This window comes from Myxococcus vastator (genome assembly GCF_010894475.1).
GTDB classification, from domain to species: Bacteria; Myxococcota; Myxococcia; order Myxococcales; family Myxococcaceae; genus Myxococcus; species Myxococcus vastator.
On record NZ_JAAIYB010000163.1, the window covers coordinates 1 to 16,424 of the forward strand.

Sequence of the window (16,424 nt, forward strand, 5' to 3'; positions counted from 1 at the left end):
TCCCCAACCCCGCCTGTCGGATTTCTTCCAGGGGATGGGCCTCCTCGGCCGGGCCGTCTCCCTCATCCTGCGCGACCGCCGGCTGTTCCTCCTGTCCGCCCTCTGTGCCGCCGTCACCGCCGCCGCCCTGGTGGGGCTCGTCTGGCTGTTGTGGCGCTACGCCCCCGGCGCCCTGGAATCCGTCTGGACCCGCCCGGAGAGCTGGTACGGCCGGGCCGCGTGGACCACGGTCCTGGTGTTGTCCGGCCTGGTGCTCTGGGTCGTGGGCGCCAACGTGCTGCCGCCGCTGCTGCTGGCTCCGCTCCAGGACCCCCTGTCCGAGCTGACCGAAGAGGCCTGGGGCGGCGGCCCGGGCGCATCCTTCTCCGTGGCGGGTTTCCTCCGGGGGCTCGTCACCGGCATCACCCATACGCTCGCGCGGCTGTTCTTCCTCCTCGCGGGCCTGGCCGTGCTCCTGCCCCTCCACTTGATACCGGGGGTGGGCAGCGTGCTGTGGACGGTCCTCGCCAGCCTGTACACCATGACGTGGATGGCGGGTGAGCACCTGGCCGCCCCCATGACGCGTCACCAGTACCCCTTCGCCGAGGTGCGCCGGATGCTGCGCGAGCGCCGGGCGCTGTGCCTGGGCCTGGGCGCGGGCATCTACGTGCTGCTCTGGATCCCCATCCTCAACGCCTTCTTCCTGCCCGTGGCCATCGTCGCCGGCACCCTGCTCTATGGCGGGCTGCGCGAGGCCCGGCTGCTGGCGCCCCCTCCTGGAGCGTCCACTACCGCTGCGTTGAAATAAACGTCCGAGCCGGGTGTCCAAACGGGGGTACCGGGAACGCAATGCCCACCAGGGACGTTCTGCTTCACCAGCAGAGAGGCGATGCCTTGAAGCACCTGGAGCCCGTGATTAGGCTTGCCCGGCCGCTTACAGTGTTCGCCTACTCGGTATAACCGGTCGAAATCTCAAGGCTTCTCGCCACACCCGGGGTGCCGGACAGCGCCCCAGCTTGGATGAACCAAATGCCGCGTTTCTTCCGCCGCATCACAGCCGTTGCCGTGCTCCTCGGCGCCTGGGCCCTGGTGGGCAGTGACCGGGCCCCCTTGCCGCTGACCATGGGTGCAGCCGAGGCCGGGCCAGGCTCGTGGAACGGCAGTCTTCCCGCCGCCAAAGGCGAGAAGGCCCCGCACGACCTCAACAGCCTGCGCGTCCTGACGAAGGTCATCCTGTACGTGAAGGAGAACTACGTCGACCCGAAGCGGGTGAGGCCGAAGGAGATGATGATCGCCTCGCTGGAGTACGTCGAGAAGAGCGTCCCCGACGTGCTCGTGGATGGCAACGCGGAGACGGGCAAGCTCAACGTCAACGTGAACGGCAAGCAGCGCGAGTTCGACATCGCCCACGTGGACTCGCTGTGGAAGATGTCCTTCGCGCTCAAGGACGTCTTCGACTTCCTGTCGAAGAACATGCGGCCCATCGAGGACACGCGCGACGTGGAGTACGCGGCCGTCAACGGCATGCTGTCCACGTTGGATCCGCACTCGGTGCTGCTGCGCCCGGAGCTGTACCGGGAGATGAAGCTGTCCACCAAGGGTGAGTTCGGCGGCCTGGGCTTCGTCATCCAGATGCGCGAGGGCAACCTCACCGTGGTCAAGGTGATTCCGAAGACGCCCGCGCACCGCGCCGGCATCCAGAAGGATGACCGCATCAAGAAGATTGGCGAGGAGTCCACCGTCAACATGGACCTCAACGAGGCCGTGTCGAAGCTGCGCGGCCCGGTGGACAGCCGCATCACGATTACCGTGGAGCGCGACGGCTGGGACAAGGCCCGCATCATGACGCTCTCGCGCGCCATGATTTCCATCGAGAGCGTGCAGCACAAGATGCTCTCCAACAACGTGGGCTACATCCGCCTGAAGAACTTCCAGGGCAACACCACCCGCGACCTCGAGGCGGCGCTGACGCAGCTGCGCAAGCAGGCGGACGCGAAGGGCGGCTTCAAGGGCCTGGTGCTCGACATGCGCGGCAACCCGGGCGGCCTCCTGGAGCAGGCCATCCAGGTGTCCGACACGTTCCTGTCCAGCGGCACCATCGTCGCGACGGTGGGCCTGTCCGACAAGCTGCGCGAGGAGAAGCGCGCGCGCGCCATGGACGGCGAGGACAGCTACCCCATCGCCGTGCTGGTCAACGCCGGCAGCGCCTCCGCGTCCGAAATCGTCGCCGGCGCGCTGAAGAACCTCGACCGCGCGACCATCATCGGCCGCCAGACGTTCGGCAAGGGCAGCGTGCAGGTGCTGTACGACTTCCCGGATGACAGCGCGCTGAAGCTGACCATCGCCAAGTACCTCACGCCGGGCGACGTCTCCATCCAGGAGGTCGGCATCGTCCCGGACATCCAGCTGGTCCCCACCCGTGCCACCGACGAGCGCGTGGACGTGTTCGCGCCGCGCCGCTCCATGGGCGAGGCCGACCTGGACCAGCACTTCGGCAACCCGGACTCCAGCACCGTCGCCAAGAAGCGCGAGGACGTGCTCAACCGCGAGAAGCCGCTGGAGAGCCTCAAGTACCTGAAGGTGGACGAGAAGCAGGCCCAGGCCGCCGCCAAGAAGGACGAGAGCAAGGGCGCGCCGAAGACGGCCACCAACGACAAGAAGCACGGGGAGAAGGACCCGCTGCTGGACGTGGACGTGGCCGGCATGGGCGAGGACCTGGACGACCAGCTCGACGCCGAGTCCCAGGAGGAGATCAAGGAGGACTTCGAGGTCAAGTTCGCCCGCGACTTCGTGCTGCGCGCTCCGGCCACCACGCGCAAGGAGCAGCTCAAGCAGGGCAAGGCGTTCATCCACCAGAAGCGCGCCGAGGAAGAGGCCCGCATCAACGCCGCCATCGCCGCGCTGGGCGTGGACTGGAGCGCGGGCCCCACGCCGAAGAACGTGCAGATGGCCGTGTCGCTGACGCCGGGCCCGGACGCGAAGATTGCCGCGGGCGAGGTGATGGAGATGGCGCTGACCGCGGAGAACCGCGGCACCGAGCCGCTCAAGCGCGTGCGCGCCTGGACGGAGAGCGACAACGCCTTCCTGGACCGCCGCGAGTTCCTCTTCGGCGCGCTGGCTCCGGGTGAGAAGAAGACGTGGAAGGTGAAGGTGCGCCTGCCCAAGGACCTCACCAGCCGCCGCGACGACGTGACGGTGCGCTTCTTCGATGACCACGGCGCCCTGCCGGAGACGCGGGTGGCCGAGCTCAACTTCGTGGAGCTGCCCCGCCCCGCCTTTGCCTTCAACTGGCAGGTCATCGACGACTGCGCCGCCTGCAACGGCGACGGCACCGTGCAGCGCGGGGAGTCGGTCGCCGTGCTGCTGGACGTGACGAACGCGGGCACCGGCACGGCGCTCGACTCGTTCACGCAAATCAAGAATGGCGGAGACGCCAACGTCTTCATCGAGAAGGGCCGCTTCAAGCTGGGCGAGCTGAAGCCCGGTGAGACGAAGACGGCGCGCTTCCAGCTGGAGGTGAAGAAGGGCTTCAAGGGCAACACCTTCCCGCTGAAGCTGGCCATCATCGACGAGCCGCTCGAGGAGTTCGTGATGGAGAAGCTGGAGCTGCCCGTCACCGACGCCGCGGTCGCCACGATGGAGCCGAAGAAGGGCTTCGTCCGGCTGGGCGACAAGGTGGACCTGTATGGCGCCCCCGCGCAGGGCGCGCGCTCGGTGGCGAAGCTGAGCGGGACGACGGTGCTGCCCGCCGAGGCGGTCACCAAGGGCTATTACCGCGTGGCGCTGGAGAAGGACCGCTTCGCCTTCGTGCGCAGCCAGGACGCGAAGGAGCTGAGGACGGGCAAGGCCACCGCGCCGAAGGCCACCCTGGTCACCAACCACCGCCCGCCCGACATCCGCCTGGACGTGGATCCGGCCGCTGGCGGCCTGGTGGCCAACGGGGACAAGTTCACGCTCTCCGGCGTGGTGACGGACCCCCACGGGCTGCTGGACGTCTACGTGCTGGTGAATGACCAGAAGGTCTACTTCAAGGGCGTGGACCCCAAGGGCGCCGAGCCGAACACGCTGAAGTTCTCCACCGAGTTCGCGCTGAAGGAGGGCAACAACAACGTGCTGGTGGTGGCGCGCGAGGACAACGACTTCGCCAGCCGCCGCACGCTGGTCATCCGCCGCCGCCCGGCCGAGGTCGCCCAGAAGATGGCCACGCCCACCGGCAGCCCCTCCAACAAGCCGCAGCCGCAGTAGGCGCTCCGCGCCCACCTGTGGCGCGCCGCCTCCTTCCGGGCGGCCTTTCCCGCGGGAGAGGCCGCCCGTTTTGTTGACGCTCGTCGCGGGCAGGCGTTAGCGTCCGGCGCGGTGGGCGCCTTACCGGCCGGTCGCGCGCCCTGGAGGCGGTGACTCGAATGCGGACGTTCAGTCGGTGGGTGGCCCTCGCGGCCTGGGCGTCAGGCGCGTCCGTTGTCGCAGCGCCCAATGACCTGCAGATCGCGCGGTTCGGCAACCCCACGGGCGACAACCCCGTGGCGTCCGCCGACGCGGATTTCCAGGCCTTCGCCCGAATCATGGGCGCGGCCATCACCTCCGTGAACCTGATGCCCCCGGAGACGACGGGCCACTCGGCCTGGGCCGTCAACGCGGAGCTCTCCGTGGTGTCGCTGCCCGGCAGCGTGAACATCCCCACGCAGAACGACCAGCCCTCCACGGTGCTCATCCCCTCCTTCCACGCGCGCAAGGGCCTGCCCTTCTCGCTGGAGCTGGGCGGACGCGTGGGCTGGGTGGAGAAGAGCAGCCAGGTGGTGGCCACCGGCGAGCTGAAGTGGGCCGCCAACGAGGGCTTCACCTACCTGCCCGACTTCGGCGTGCGCGGCCACGTGACGAAGCTGTTCGGCGCCCGGGATCTGGGCCTCACCGTCATGGGCCTGGACTTCGGCGTGGGCAAGCAGTTCCCGCTGGGCGGCATGGTGACGCTGACGCCCTACGGCGGCCTGGATTTGGGCTTCGTCGGCGCGACGTCCAGCCGCATCGACTTCAACCCGGACCGCAGCTTCGACGACTCGACGGGTGACGACTCGCGTGAAGCGCTGGTCGACACGGCCGCGTACCGGAAGGTGTCCTTCGGCAGCAACATCAACCAGCGCATCTACGGCGGCGTGCGCTTCATCGGCGGCGTGCTGCAGCTGGGCGCGGAGCTGTCGCTGACGCGCACGGGCAGCGTCTCCTACGAGGAGAACGGCGGCACCGTGGACCGGGGCCTGCCGGCCGTCTTCGCCTTCAACACCACGCTCGGCCTGGACTTCTGAGCGCTACGCGGCGGGGCGCAGGGCCTGACGGACCGCCCCCGGCCGGTTGGTGATGAGGTAGCTGACCCCCATCCGCTCCAGGACCTGGGCGCGCTGGGGGTCGTCCACCGTCCACGCCGCCACGCTCATCCCGGCCGCGCGCCAGGCGGCCACCCGCTCCGGGGTGCAGGCCTCGTGGAAGGGGTGGACCGAGTGTGATGACACGAGCGGGCTCACGCCGTAGGCCTGCAGGGCCCAGGACTTGTCCGGGTCGATGAGCAGCCCCCGGCGCAACTCCGGCGCCGCGGCCGCCAGGCGGAAGAGACACAGCGGGTTGAAGCTGGAGATGACGGCCCGGCCCGACAGCCCGCGCCGGCGCACCAGCCGCGCCACCTGCTCGGCCAGGCCGCCGTCATCGGCGCGCTCGCACTTGAGCTCGATGTTGACCAGGAACTGCGGCGGCAGGGCCTCCAGCACCTCTTCCAGCAGCGGGATGCGGGCGGGCGCGAATCCCAGCGGCGAGCCGACGTCGGCCCGCTGGAGCTTCCACCACGGGGTGAGGCGAACCTCCCACGGCAACCGCGCGAGCCGCTCCAGGCGCTCGTCGTGACAGACGACGACTTCACCCGAGCCGCAGCGCATGGCGTCCAGTTCCACACCATCCGCGCCTTGGCGGGCCGCCTCGGCGAAGGCTTCCAGGGTGTTCTCGGGGGCGTCGGCGCTGGCGCCGCGGTGGGCAAGCAGGAGCATGCCCTCCAGTCTGCGCGGGTGGCCGCCGCCGTGCATCAGAAGTCCAACCGGGCGTGCGGCGGTGGACGCATGGCTTGCCTCCCCACGCCCTTTGCTGCACTGTGCCCTCATCATGCTGGGCCTCGGCCTCGGAGAAATCATCGTCCTCGGCTTCATCCTGCTGGTGGTCTTCTCGGCCGCCCGTATGGGTCAGCTCGGCAATGCCGTGGGCAAGTTCGTGTATTCGTTCCGCAAGGCGTCGCGCGGCGAGGACCTGGTGGATGCGAAGCCGCTGCCTCCGGGCCGCCGCAGCACCACCGACGCCGAGTTCACCGAGCCCGAGCAGCCGCGCCGCCGTTAGGCCGCTCCCTCCCCAGGATTCGCGGCCCGTCAGTCGTGCCCGCGAGGTCCGGGGATGCGTGACGCGGGCGCGAGCCCCAGCGCGGGCCCTGCCCCATGGCCTTCGGCGAGCAGCCGGGAGGCCTGGGCCCGCAGAGCGGGATGCAGGGCGGCGTTCGAGACGAGCTCCCTCAAGTCCGCCGTGTTGAGCAGCGGGACGATTTTCGCGCCCGTCTCCGGCGGCAGGTAGGGGTTGAAGACGAGCGCGCGCCGGATGGCGTGGCGCACGGACCAGCGCGGTGACTTCCAGATTTCGATGAGCGGCTCGGGCCGGGCCGGGCGGCGCGCGGCGATGCGGACCACCAGCTCCTCGGTGAGCCGGGGGTTGATGAGCACGTTGCGCAGGACGGTGGGATTGCTGACGGTGGCCAGGCGGGACAGGGTGTCCGGATCCCGCGTCAGGCGGGCCTGCTGCTTCAGGTGCCCGAGCGACTGAGAGAAGGCGTTGGCGTCCGCGCGGGCGGCGGCGTCCGCGTCCATCTCCAGCTTCGCGGGGCCTTGGGCGAACAGGTCCGCCACGGTGTCGAGCGACTGGACGTGCGCGAGCCGCCGCAGCGACTCCACGTGGGGGATGTGCTCGGCCTCCTGCGCCAGCGCGGCCATGAAGTCCGACAACGCGCAGGAGGCAAGCCCCCACCCCGCGCGCGAGAGGGCGATGAGGTGGCCCACCAGCTCGTTGGAGTCGAGCGGATCCCTCCAGGCGAGCTCACGCGCGGCGGCCTTGCGACGGACCTCCGCCCCGCCGCTCAAGGCGTGGATGAAGCGCGCGACAGTCCGTGCATCCTCCTGCGTGGGCATGGTGGCTCACTCCGTCCGGGGGCCGGCCTCCGCCGTCTTGGAGCGCTCGGGCTCCAGTGTCACCTCCAGCCGGTAGCCCCCCGGGTCCGAGGGGTGCTCGGGGAAGATGACGACGAAGGGGGCCTTGGCGCCGGGCGCCACGGAGACGGCGGCCTCGTCGACGCGCTGGCGCAGGGCCACCGCCGCGTCGAGCGAGCCCACGCCGTAGAGCTCCTCGGGCGTGGGCACCCCGCCCACGAGCGCCTCCGCGGAGGCCACGCGCTGGCTGCCGTCGTACAGCGCGGCGCGCACGCGGATGCGGGCGGCGGTGTCCGAATGGTTCGCCGCGTCCCCTCGGACGTAGAAGAGCGAGGGGCCCTCGCGCGTCTCGTACAGCCCGTTCGTCACATCCACGGCCACGAGCGGCTTCGGCGCGGGCACGAAGAGCGCGCGCAGGGCGTCCAGCGACAGGGCCGACACGTCCAGGCGGCCCTCGCTCAGATACACCCGGCCGACCGTGCCCAGCACGGCCACCAGGGCCGCGGCCAACACGAAGTTGACCGTGACGCCCAGCGCCTTGCGAAGCCGGCTCGACGGGCGGCTCAGCGGGATGCCCACGTCCTCGGGACGCGCGGTGGGCTTGGCCACGGTGACCACGGGCTTCGCCGGCAGCCCGTCCATGTCCAGCACCTCGCGCTGGACGCCGCTGGATGCCCCGACCCGGCCCAGGGTGACGCCAAAGGCCTCCGCGTCATCCAGGGTGGGGGGGACATCGCCAAGCAGCGAAGCATCGGAGGCGTCGGAGGTCCCGAACAGCGCGGCGCGGCCCGTGTCCGTGGGCAGCAAGCCAGAATCCTCGCCCTGCCCGCCCACGTCCGAGCCCAGGTCGAACAAGTCCCGGGGATTCGCGGAGGGCGGCATCGCGGCGGGCGCGTCGGCGTGGAGGTCGACGGACGCGAACGGGTCACTCCCGCCTGGAACAAGCCCGCCGCCGGACGCGGCGGGCGCGTCGGCGTGGAGGTCGATGGACGCGAACGGGTCGCTCCCAACCGGCGCTGGAGCTGCCTTCCGAGTCGACGCGGCAGGTGCCCGCAGGTCCATGGCGGCGAAGGGGTCGTTACTGCCCGCGGCAGCAGGCGACGACGCATGGATGTCGACCGCCCCGAGAGGACCACTCCCGACAGAAGGCGATGCGGCCTTGGAAGGCTTCGCGGGCCCCGAGGCGTGGAGGTCGACCGCCGCGAGAGGACCACTTCCCGCTGAAGGCGCCGCGGACTTCGCGGGCCCCGCGCCATGAATGTCGACCGCTGCGAGAGGACCACTCCCCGCTGAAGGTGCCCCGGACTTCGCGGGCCCCGCGGCATGAATGTCGATGGATGCGAATGGGTCGCTGCCCACGGGCCGAGGCAGCCCGGGTGCCGCGGACGGAACCGTCGCATCGTCGATGTCGATGGACGCGAACGGGTCGTTCTCCACCGGTGGCGGCGCGCCCGTGGCCGGCGACGGCATCGCCGCCACATCATCGATGTCGATGGACGCGAAGGGGTCGTCCCCACCGTAAGCGGGGGGCGCAGCGCCCGGGCGCACCGTCCCGAGCGCCGTGGCCCCCGCGGGCGCGCCCACCGGAAGCGGCGTCACCGCGCTTCGGCCGAGCGCCTTCGCGGGCGCTGACGGCTGGGCAGGCGAAGACGGCCCCAGGAGCTCCGAGAACGGGTCGGCCACCGGCGGCGGCGCGGCGTTACGGCGAGCACTCGCCGGGGACACGGGGGCCCCGGCGGGCTCGGGGACGGGAGGCACGGAGCGGTCCTCCCTGCCAGCGGGGCCACCCGCACCTCGGGCCCCCGCCGCTCGCGCAGGTGCGCTCCCCGAACCGGGGGGCGCGGGCACCGCCGCGGGTGGGCGCCCCGGACGCTCAGGACCTGGAACCACGAAGGCGCCCGGCGGTGGCGCGCGACCCACCGACGCTTCGGGTGGACGCGCGGCGGGAGGCAGCGGCAGCGACGTGATTCGCGTGGGCTCCCGGAAGACGCCGTCTTCCGAGCCCAGGTCCCCGTCCATGCTGTTCCAGTTCGACGCGGGGGGCGTGGGACGTGCAGGCATCGGCCTGCTCGCCTCGACTCCCAGCTCGAAGTAGCCCGGCTTGGTGACGTCCACGGACGTGGGGTCTGGAGCGACCCCAAATTGAGCGAAAGGGTCCACCTGCCCGCCCGAGGAGGGGGCTGGCGGCTCGCCCGGAGGGCCGGCAGCGGCCTCGCGGGTGACCCGGAACGTGTTCTGGCATTTGGTGCAGCGGACCTTGACCCCCTTCTCGGTCACCTTCTCGTCGGGGATCTTGAACCGCGTCTGGCACCGCTCACACTTGACGATCATTCAGCAGGCCCGGCTGGAAGCACGAGTATAGGACGACGGGGTAGACACGGCGAGCCGGGTTCACGTTGCTTGCTCGCCCCCACCCCCTCTGCTACGAGAAACGCCCCTGCGAGACTCAGGCGGGGCACGTGGCTTGATGTCGAGCCCAAAAAGGGGCGGAGAGACACATGAGCGAGGCTGAGCAAGCAGGCGCTCCCAGCAAGGAGCCGAAGATCATCAAGCGGTACACGAACCGGAAGCTCTACGACACCGTGGAGAGCCGGTACGTCACCCTTGATGAGATCGCAGCGATGATTAAGGAGGGCACCGAGGTACGGATTGTCGACAATCGTACCAAAGAGGACCTGACCTCCGTCACCCTCGCGCAGATCATCTTCGAAGAGGAGAAGAAGAAGAACCAGATGCCGCTGTCGGTGCTGCGGGAAATCATCCGCCACCCCGGCGAGTCCATCTCCGGGTTCATCCAGAAGGAGGTCTCCCCGCGAGTCGCCTCCATCCGCGAGGAGGCCGAGTCCCGACTCGACAAGCTCCTGCGCCGGGACGAGAACGCCCCCCGGGCAGAGGGTGAGCCCGAGGCCCCCGCCGCCGCCACCGAGGACACCACCACCGCGGACGCCGCCGCCGCCGCGGCAGCAGCAGGGCTCAGCCCGGCCGACCTGCTCAAGGCCAGCCAGCGCGCCTTCGAGGAGTGGCAGCGGCGAATCGACGAGCGCGTGAAGCACGTCGTGGAGAACCTCACCGGCAACCTGCCCGCGCTGGGCCGCGACATGGCTTCGCTCACCCAGCGACTCGAGGAGCTGGAGAAGAAGCTGGAGCAGGCCGAGCAGCAGAAGAGCCCGCCGAAGCAGGAGTAGCCGCGCGGCTTCAGGCCTTCTGTGAGGCCCGCCTCCGCTTGGGGGCGGGCTCTCCGTGCAGCTCCGCGGCGATGGCGGCCAGCATCTGTGCGCCCCGGCTGCGCGGCGCGTACTCCCAGATGGTCTGCCCGTGGCTCTGGGCCTCGTCGACCTTCACGTCGTAGCCCAGCGGCGTGGCCGCCAGCGCGTCCGGGAAGTAGGCCTTCAGGCGCTCCAGAATCGCCGTGGCCAGCGCCGTCTTCCGGTACAGCGTGGGCACCACCTTCGTGACGCGAAGGTCCGGCCGCCCCTCCGCCTCGCCCACCTGACGCACGGTGTCCGCCACCTCCGCGCAGCCGTCCAGCGCCAGGTACGTCAGCGCCACCGGCACCACCACCTCGGTGGCGGCCACCAGGATGTTGCGAGTGGTGGTCCCCATGGAGGGCGGCGCGTCGAAGACGATGGCGTCATAGCCCGCCGCGTCCGCCGCGCGCAGGCGGTCCGCCAGCCGGTGGGCCCGGCGCTCATCCGCGGCCACCACGACGGGGAAGTCCGCCATCTCCTTGTAGGCGGGCAGCACGTCCAGGCCCTCGAGGGCCGAGCGCTGGACGACGTCCTCGAAGCGCACCGACGCGTCCGTCAGCAGGTGGAACACGTTGCGCGGCAAGGTGCGCACGTCCACGCCCAGGGCCTTGCCCGCGTGGCCCTGCGTGTCCAGGTCCACCAGCAGCACCCGCAGGCCGCGCTCCTTGGCCAGCCAGGCGGCGGTGTTCACCGCAAGCGTCGTCTTGCAGGTGCCGCCCTTCTCATTGATGAACGCGATGCGCCTCATGCCTGGGCACTCCTCCCCCGCCGACTACTTCTTCGGGGACTTCGCCGCCAGCAGCGTGTCGAGCTTGCCCTCGACGGACGAGAGCAGCCGCTCCAGGTCGTCCACCTTCGAACGAAGCTGCTCCAGGTCCGCGGTGGACGGCAGGTTCGCGGCGGACAGGGCCGTGCGCAGCGCGCTGTCCAGGGTGCCCTTCGCCGCCAGGGAGCGCGACACCAGCGTCTGCACCGCCGACACGAACTTCTCGTTCGACAGCAGCTGCTGCGCCAGCTTGCCGATGCGCTCCTCGCCCGTCTCCACGAGCTTCTTCATCACCGGGTTGTTCTTGAGCATGAAAACACGCGTCCTCGCGAGCAAAGCCCTGCCGGGCCGTCTGGAAGTCTTGAAGAAAACGCCGCACTCTGCGAGGGGGCAACGCGACGTGTCAAGCAGCGCAACAAGCCGAGGCCAAACGCGTTGACTCCCGTGAACACGATTCCTACGGTTCGCCGCTCTCACTCTATGGCCGGACTACTCGACAAGCGCCTGTGGATCGTCTCCGGCAAGGGCGGAGTCGGCAAGAGCACCGTCGCGGCGGCGCTGGCCCTGCGCTCGGCGCGTGCGGGCAAGCGCACCCTGGTGTGCGAAGTGAACACCCAGGAGCGCGTCAGCCGCTTCCTGGAGCGCCCCGAAGCCGGGCCCGAAGTGGCCCAGTTGGAGCAGAACCTCTGGGCCGTCAACGTGCGGCCCCAGGAGGCCATGCGCGAGTACGGCCTCATGGTCCTCCGCTTCGAGACCTTCTACAAGACGGTCTTCGAGAACCGGCTGGTGCGCCAGTTCCTCCGCTTCATCCCGTCCCTGCAGGAGCTGGTGCTGCTGGGGAAAATCATGTTCCACCTGCAGGAGAAGCTCCCGGACGGGCGCTGGCGGTTCGACACCGTCATCATGGACGCGCCGGCCACCGGCCACGCCATCTCCTTCCTCAGCGTGCCGCAGGTGCTGATTCAGACGGTGCCGCCGGGGCCCATGGCCCGCGAGGCCCAGAAGATGCGCGACCTCCTGGTGGACCCGGCGGTGACGGCCGCCGTGCTGGTGGCGCTCCCCGAGGAGATGCCGGTGAACGAGGCGCTGGAGTTGCACGCGGCGCTGCGGGACAAGGTGAGCCTGCGCACGCACGCGGCGGTGCTCAACCAGTCCTTCCCGGAGCGCTTCACCGAAGCGGACCTGGAGGCCCTGGGGGGCCATCCGGAGCTGCTCGCCGTGGCCCAGGCGCACCACGACCGCGCGGCGCAGGCGGTGCTCGCCGGGACGAAGCTGGAGCGCAACCTGCATGCGCCCGTCTACCCCGTCCCCCGGCTCTTCACGCCCGAGTTCGGGCGCAAGGCGATTGAACAGGTCATGGAGCACCTTGAACCTCTCGTGACGGGGGCGGCGTGAGCACGACGGCCCTGTCGCCCGCGCTGGCGGGCAAGCGCGTCCTCATCTGCGTGGGCTCCGGCGGCGTGGGCAAGACGACGGCGGCGGCCGCCCTGGCCCTGCGCGCGTCGGTGGATGGGCGCTCCAGCCTGGTGTGCACCATCGACCCGGCGCGGCGGCTGGCCAACTCGCTGGGACTCACGGCGCTGGGCAACGCGGAGACGCCCGTCCCCGCCACCGCGCTGGAGCCACTGGGCGTGCATCCCCGCGCGCCGCTGTACGCGATGATGCTGGACATGAAGCAGACGTGGGACGAGCTCATCACCCGCGTCGCCTCGCCCGAGCAGCGCGAGCGCATCCTGTCCAACCGCTTCTACCAGTCGCTCTCCACGGCCCTGGCGGGAAGCCAGGAATACATCTCCATGGAGAAGCTGTGGGAGCTGCGCCGCAGCAGCAACTACGAGCTCATCGTCCTGGACACGCCGCCCACCGCGCACGCGCTGGACTTCCTGGACGCGCCCAACCGGGTCCTGGACTTCCTGGACAACGACGCGGCGAAGTGGCTCCTCACCCCGGCGCTCAAGGCCGGCAAGCTGGGGATGTCCCTGTTCAATCGCGGCGGCTACGTCATGCGGGGCCTGGCCAGGTTCACCGGCACGGAGATGCTCCAGGAGCTCTCCAACTTCATGCTCGCCATCTCCTCGCTCAACGAGGGCTTTCGCGAGCGCGCCCGGGGCGTGCGCCAGCTGCTGGAGGACCCGAGCACCGGCTTCGTGCTGGTGACGAGCCCCCACCCCGAGCGCATGGACGAGGCCATCCACTTCCACAAGATGCTCAAGCAGCACCGCATGGAGGTGGTGTCGCTGGTGGTCAACCGCGTGCACCCCATGCCCACGGAGGCGCTGTGGGCGGACGCGGCCACGCTGACGCCCAGCCGCCGCGCCAAGGTGGAAGAGACGCTGCGCGAGCAGCACATCATGGCCGAGCAGGACCACACCGGCATCGCCCAGCTCCAGGCCGCCTGTCCGGGGGTCCCCATCATCCAGGTGCCCCGCTTCGCGATGGATGTGCACGATATCTCCGCCCTGTGGCGTACCGGACGCTACCTGGTGGGCGACGAGACACTCGGCTGACCCCGGCCAGGGGCCCCCATGCTTCGGCCCCGCCGCCGCGTTTCCCTGTTTCGCACGGTGCTTGTGCGAAACCGCCGCACTTCTTCAGTCCAGTCGTCCTCGGGAAGCAGGCGGCCGGGGAAGCGCGCACGGGTCCGGCGCATTAAGCTGGCGTGCCCGGTGACGGGGGTGGGAACCCCGCGGTGCCCGGCGCTGTCCGGGAGGGGGAGCCGGTCCAGGAGGAGGATGTGGTGAACGGGAGAGCGCTGAAGCAGAAGCCTGTCAGCCGGTGGTGGTGGATGGCCGCGCTGGGCCTTGTCGTATCCGGGTGCCGGACGACGGGCTCCGCCGCGCGGGAGGAGCCACAGGCGAAGGCGCCCAAGCAGGAGCTCCACTTCGACGCGGTGACGGTGACGGCGGACCTGGAGCTGGACAAGCTCAACGACGAAGAGCTCTTCGCGGGCGGCACGTCGGCCTTCGCCGCGAACGACTTCCAGCAGGCGGCCCGCTACTTCGGCCGGCTCGTGGACTTCTTCCCTGACAGCCGCCACCGCCGCGCGGCGCTCTACAACGCGGGCCTGGCCCACCAGCGCCTCAAGGAGTGGGAGGAAGCCGGCCACCGCTTCTCCGAATTGTCGGACCCGGCCAAGGGCCAGGGTGACGCGTTGGACGCGGCCTTCCGCGTGGCGGAGGTGGACTACCACCTGGAGCGCTACGAACAGGCCGCGAAGCTGCTGGGCATCATCGTCGCGCGCGAGGACCTCCCCCTCAACCGCCGCCTCGAGGCGCAGGTGCAGCAGGGCATCTGCCAGTTGGAGAGCGGCTCGCCGGAGACCGCCGAGGTCACCCTGCGCAAGGCGCTCTCCACCTATGATGCCCTGGAGGACAAGGGCGAGGTGGATGACTACTTCCCCGCCCAGGCCCACTTCTTCATCGGCGAGCTGTACCGACTCCACTACGACGGCGTGAAGCTGGACCCGGCGAAGGGCGCGGACACGCTCGCCCAGGACCTCAACTACAAAGCCGAGCTGCTCCTGTCCGCGCAGGGCCACTACCTGCGCTCCATCCGCGTGGGCAACGGCTACTGGGCCACCGCCGCGGGCACGCAGATTGGTTCGCTGTACGAGAACCTCTACGAGCACATGGTGAACTCGCCCGCCCCCGCGGAGCTGGATGCCAGCGAAGCCCAAATCTACCGGCAGGAGCTGCGGAAGAAGATTCGGGTGCTGCTCACCAAGTCCATCAACATCTACGAGCGCACGTTGGAGACGGCCGAGCGCATCGGCTCGCAGAGCACCTTCGTGGACCGCACGCGTGAGAGCCTGGCCAAGGTGAAGGCCCTGCTGCTTGCGGACGCGGAGGGCGAGCCCGCGTCGACGGCGCCATCCTCCGAGGCCGAGCCCCATACCTGAGCGTGGTAGCGCCCCTGGCTGGGCAGGCCCGGGGCGCACGGCGTAGCCTGGGGCTTCCATGGAGCCCCTCTTCACGCCCGAGCAACTGGCGGAGATTCACGCCTTCCACCGGCCCTATTACATCCGGGCCGCGGTGGGGCCTTTCGCCAACCTGGCCCTGATGCTGCTCATGTTGGGCGTGCTCGTCCAACCCCTCCACCGCCTGGCCGTGGCGGCCGCCGCAGGCCTGGAACGGCGGCTCGGCTTCCTCCGGACGGCGCCAGTCACCCGCGCCTTCTTTCGCGCCATGGACAGGCTGTGGGGCGAGCCCGGCTGGGGCGCGGCGGTGCTCTTCGCCCTCTTCACAGACCTGGTCGTGTCGCTCATCTACCTGCCCGTGGACGTCTGGTTCAGCTACACGCTGGAGCACCGGCACGGCATGTCCACGCAGACGCCCGCCACCTTCGCCTACGACATGGTGAAGGCCCAGCTGCTGGCGTCCTTCGCCATCTCCGCGCTCGTCATCGGCATGTTCGGCCTGGCGCGCAGGCTGCGCCAATGGTGGCTGGTGCTGGGCGTGCCCGTGGCCCTGCTGCTCCTCGTCTCCGGGGCACTGGACCCGTACCGCAGCCGGCTCTTCTTCGACCAGAAGCCGCTGCCCGAAGGCCCCCTGCGCACCCGCATCGTGGCCCTCATGGAGCAGGCGGACATCGCCTTCGCCGACGTCCTCGTGGAGGAGACCTCCGTCTCCTCGCGCCGGCTGCAGGCCTACTTCGCCGGGCAGGGCCCCACGCGCACCATCGTCCTCAACGACATCATCCTCAAGGAGCTCTCCGAGGACGAAGTGCTGGCCGCGGTGGCCCACGAAGCAGGCCATGTGAACGAGTCGAAGTGGCCCGCCCGCATCGCCTCGTCGCTGGTGCTGGTGGCCCTGCTCTTCGCGCTCGACCGCCTCTTGCGCCTGTCCGCGTCGCGGGGCTGGTTCGGCGCCCCCCACTTCGCGGACATCCGCAACCTGCCCCTCATCTCCCTGGTCTTCTTCCTCCTCGTGCTGACGGCCAGGCCCATCTCGGGCGCCTTCTCCCGGGAACGGGAGCGCGAGGCGGACCGCTATGCCCTGCGGCTCACGGGTGACGTGGACGCCTTCCGGCGCATGCTGGTGAAGGCCGCGCGCGTCAACAAGATGGACCCCGCGCCCCCCCGCTGGGTCGTCCTCAAGGGCATGAGCCATCCGCCCATCGGCGAACGGATTGCCTCGCTCCCCACGCCCTGAGACAGCGGTCGACAGGTGGGCGCTCCCCTCCTCTTCCGGCCACGCCTCGTCCCAGCGC

General features: G+C 70.1%; 14 protein-coding genes. 9 read left to right on the forward strand and 5 right to left on the reverse strand.

Annotated features, from left to right (window positions below; all coding sequences use genetic code 11):
• From G4D87_RS17665 to G4D87_RS17675, 3 genes are all read left to right on the forward strand, one after another.
• On the forward strand, positions 1-787 hold a 787-nt coding region (locus G4D87_RS17665; RefSeq protein WP_240358362.1), incomplete at its 5' end, for an EI24 domain-containing protein.
• Between the two features lie 212 nt (positions 788-999).
• Positions 1,000-4,224: an MXAN_5808 family serine peptidase gene (locus tag G4D87_RS17670; protein ID WP_163783239.1), complete on the forward strand. Its 3,225-nt coding sequence runs from the start codon at positions 1,000-1,002 to the stop codon at positions 4,222-4,224.
• Positions 4,225-4,382: 158 nt separating this feature from the next.
• Positions 4,383-5,279 carry a hypothetical protein gene (locus G4D87_RS17675; RefSeq protein ID WP_205507624.1) on the forward strand — a complete coding sequence of 299 codons (897 nt, stop codon included), beginning with the start codon at positions 4,383-4,385 and terminating at the stop codon, positions 5,277-5,279.
• Between the two features lie 3 nt (positions 5,280-5,282).
• On the opposite strand, the gene G4D87_RS17680 is transcribed toward G4D87_RS17675, so the two are convergent.
• Complete coding sequence (locus tag G4D87_RS17680) at positions 5,283-6,008, reverse strand: glycerophosphodiester phosphodiesterase (RefSeq protein ID WP_163783241.1); 726 nt, start codon at positions 6,006-6,008, stop codon at positions 5,283-5,285.
• A 112-nt stretch (positions 6,009-6,120) separates the two neighbouring features.
• On the opposite strand from G4D87_RS17680, the gene G4D87_RS17685 reads away from it, so the two are divergent.
• Positions 6,121-6,348, forward strand: a complete 228-nt coding sequence (locus tag G4D87_RS17685; protein WP_043611634.1) for a twin-arginine translocase TatA/TatE family subunit — start codon at positions 6,121-6,123, stop codon at positions 6,346-6,348.
• A gap of 29 nt (positions 6,349-6,377) precedes the next feature.
• Here the strand turns inward: G4D87_RS17685 and G4D87_RS17690 are convergent, their stop codons facing one another.
• Complete coding sequence (locus G4D87_RS17690) at positions 6,378-7,184, reverse strand: hypothetical protein (protein ID WP_163783242.1); 807 nt, start codon at positions 7,182-7,184, stop codon at positions 6,378-6,380.
• Between the two features lie 6 nt (positions 7,185-7,190).
• Complete coding sequence (locus tag G4D87_RS38910; RefSeq protein ID WP_205507625.1) at positions 7,191-9,533, reverse strand: zinc-ribbon domain-containing protein; 2,343 nt, start codon at positions 9,531-9,533, stop codon at positions 7,191-7,193.
• A 167-nt stretch (positions 9,534-9,700) separates the two neighbouring features.
• Here G4D87_RS38910 and G4D87_RS17705 point away from each other — a divergent pair, with 167 nt between their 5' ends.
• Entirely contained in the window at positions 9,701-10,387 is a 687-nt protein-coding gene (locus G4D87_RS17705; protein ID WP_163783243.1) for a polyhydroxyalkanoate synthesis regulator DNA-binding domain-containing protein, read from the forward strand.
• Positions 10,388-10,397: 10 nt separating this feature from the next.
• On the opposite strand, the gene G4D87_RS17710 is transcribed toward G4D87_RS17705, so the two are convergent.
• Both G4D87_RS17710 and G4D87_RS17715 read right to left on the reverse strand, forming a co-directional pair.
• Positions 10,398-11,198, reverse strand: coding sequence for a ParA family protein (locus G4D87_RS17710; RefSeq protein WP_163783244.1), 801 nt, complete (start codon positions 11,196-11,198; stop codon positions 10,398-10,400).
• A gap of 24 nt (positions 11,199-11,222) precedes the next feature.
• Entirely contained in the window at positions 11,223-11,528 is a 306-nt protein-coding gene (locus tag G4D87_RS17715; protein ID WP_163783245.1) for a hypothetical protein, read from the reverse strand.
• Positions 11,529-11,696: 168 nt separating this feature from the next.
• On the opposite strand from G4D87_RS17715, the gene G4D87_RS17720 reads away from it, so the two are divergent.
• The 4 genes from G4D87_RS17720 to G4D87_RS17735 all read left to right on the forward strand — a co-directional run bounded on the left by G4D87_RS17720 (position 11,697) and on the right by G4D87_RS17735 (position 16,366).
• Positions 11,697-12,611, forward strand: a complete 915-nt coding sequence (locus G4D87_RS17720; protein WP_163783246.1) for an ArsA family ATPase — start codon at positions 11,697-11,699, stop codon at positions 12,609-12,611.
• Entirely contained in the window at positions 12,608-13,723 is a 1,116-nt protein-coding gene (locus G4D87_RS17725; RefSeq protein WP_163783247.1) for an ArsA family ATPase, read from the forward strand. Before G4D87_RS17720 ends, G4D87_RS17725 begins: the two co-directional genes overlap by 4 nt.
• Positions 13,724-14,001: 278 nt before the next feature.
• On the forward strand, positions 14,002-15,114 hold the full coding sequence (locus G4D87_RS17730; RefSeq protein ID WP_176412848.1) for a tetratricopeptide repeat protein: 1,113 nt from the start codon (positions 14,002-14,004) through the stop codon (positions 15,112-15,114).
• 58 nt (positions 15,115-15,172) lie between these two features.
• Positions 15,173-16,366 (forward strand): M48 family metalloprotease, encoded by a 1,194-nt coding sequence (locus G4D87_RS17735; protein WP_163783249.1) that lies wholly within the window; start codon positions 15,173-15,175, stop codon positions 16,364-16,366.
• Positions 16,367-16,424 lie beyond the last annotated feature (58 nt).

Excerpts from the sequence above, each read along its gene's own strand:
- G4D87_RS17670 (WP_163783239.1), top strand. The coding sequence starts at position 1,000 with ATGAACCAAATGCCGCGTTTCTTCCGCCGCATCACAGCCGTTGCCGTG.
- G4D87_RS17675 (WP_205507624.1), top strand. The coding sequence starts at position 4,383 with ATGCGGACGTTCAGTCGGTGGGTGGCCCTCGCGGCCTGGGCGTCAGGC.
- G4D87_RS17680 (WP_163783241.1), bottom strand. The coding sequence starts at position 6,008 with ATGCTCCTGCTTGCCCACCGCGGCGCCAGCGCCGACGCCCCCGAGAAC.
- G4D87_RS17685 (WP_043611634.1), top strand. The coding sequence starts at position 6,121 with ATGCTGGGCCTCGGCCTCGGAGAAATCATCGTCCTCGGCTTCATCCTG.
- G4D87_RS17690 (WP_163783242.1), bottom strand. The coding sequence starts at position 7,184 with ATGCCCACGCAGGAGGATGCACGGACTGTCGCGCGCTTCATCCACGCC.
- G4D87_RS38910 (WP_205507625.1), bottom strand. The coding sequence starts at position 9,533 with ATGATCGTCAAGTGTGAGCGGTGCCAGACGCGGTTCAAGATCCCCGAC.
- G4D87_RS17705 (WP_163783243.1), top strand. The coding sequence starts at position 9,701 with ATGAGCGAGGCTGAGCAAGCAGGCGCTCCCAGCAAGGAGCCGAAGATC.
- G4D87_RS17710 (WP_163783244.1), bottom strand. The coding sequence starts at position 11,198 with ATGAGGCGCATCGCGTTCATCAATGAGAAGGGCGGCACCTGCAAGACG.
- G4D87_RS17715 (WP_163783245.1), bottom strand. The coding sequence starts at position 11,528 with ATGCTCAAGAACAACCCGGTGATGAAGAAGCTCGTGGAGACGGGCGAG.
- G4D87_RS17720 (WP_163783246.1), top strand. The coding sequence starts at position 11,697 with ATGGCCGGACTACTCGACAAGCGCCTGTGGATCGTCTCCGGCAAGGGC.
- G4D87_RS17730 (WP_176412848.1), top strand. The coding sequence starts at position 14,002 with ATGGCCGCGCTGGGCCTTGTCGTATCCGGGTGCCGGACGACGGGCTCC.
- G4D87_RS17735 (WP_163783249.1), top strand. The coding sequence starts at position 15,173 with ATGGAGCCCCTCTTCACGCCCGAGCAACTGGCGGAGATTCACGCCTTC.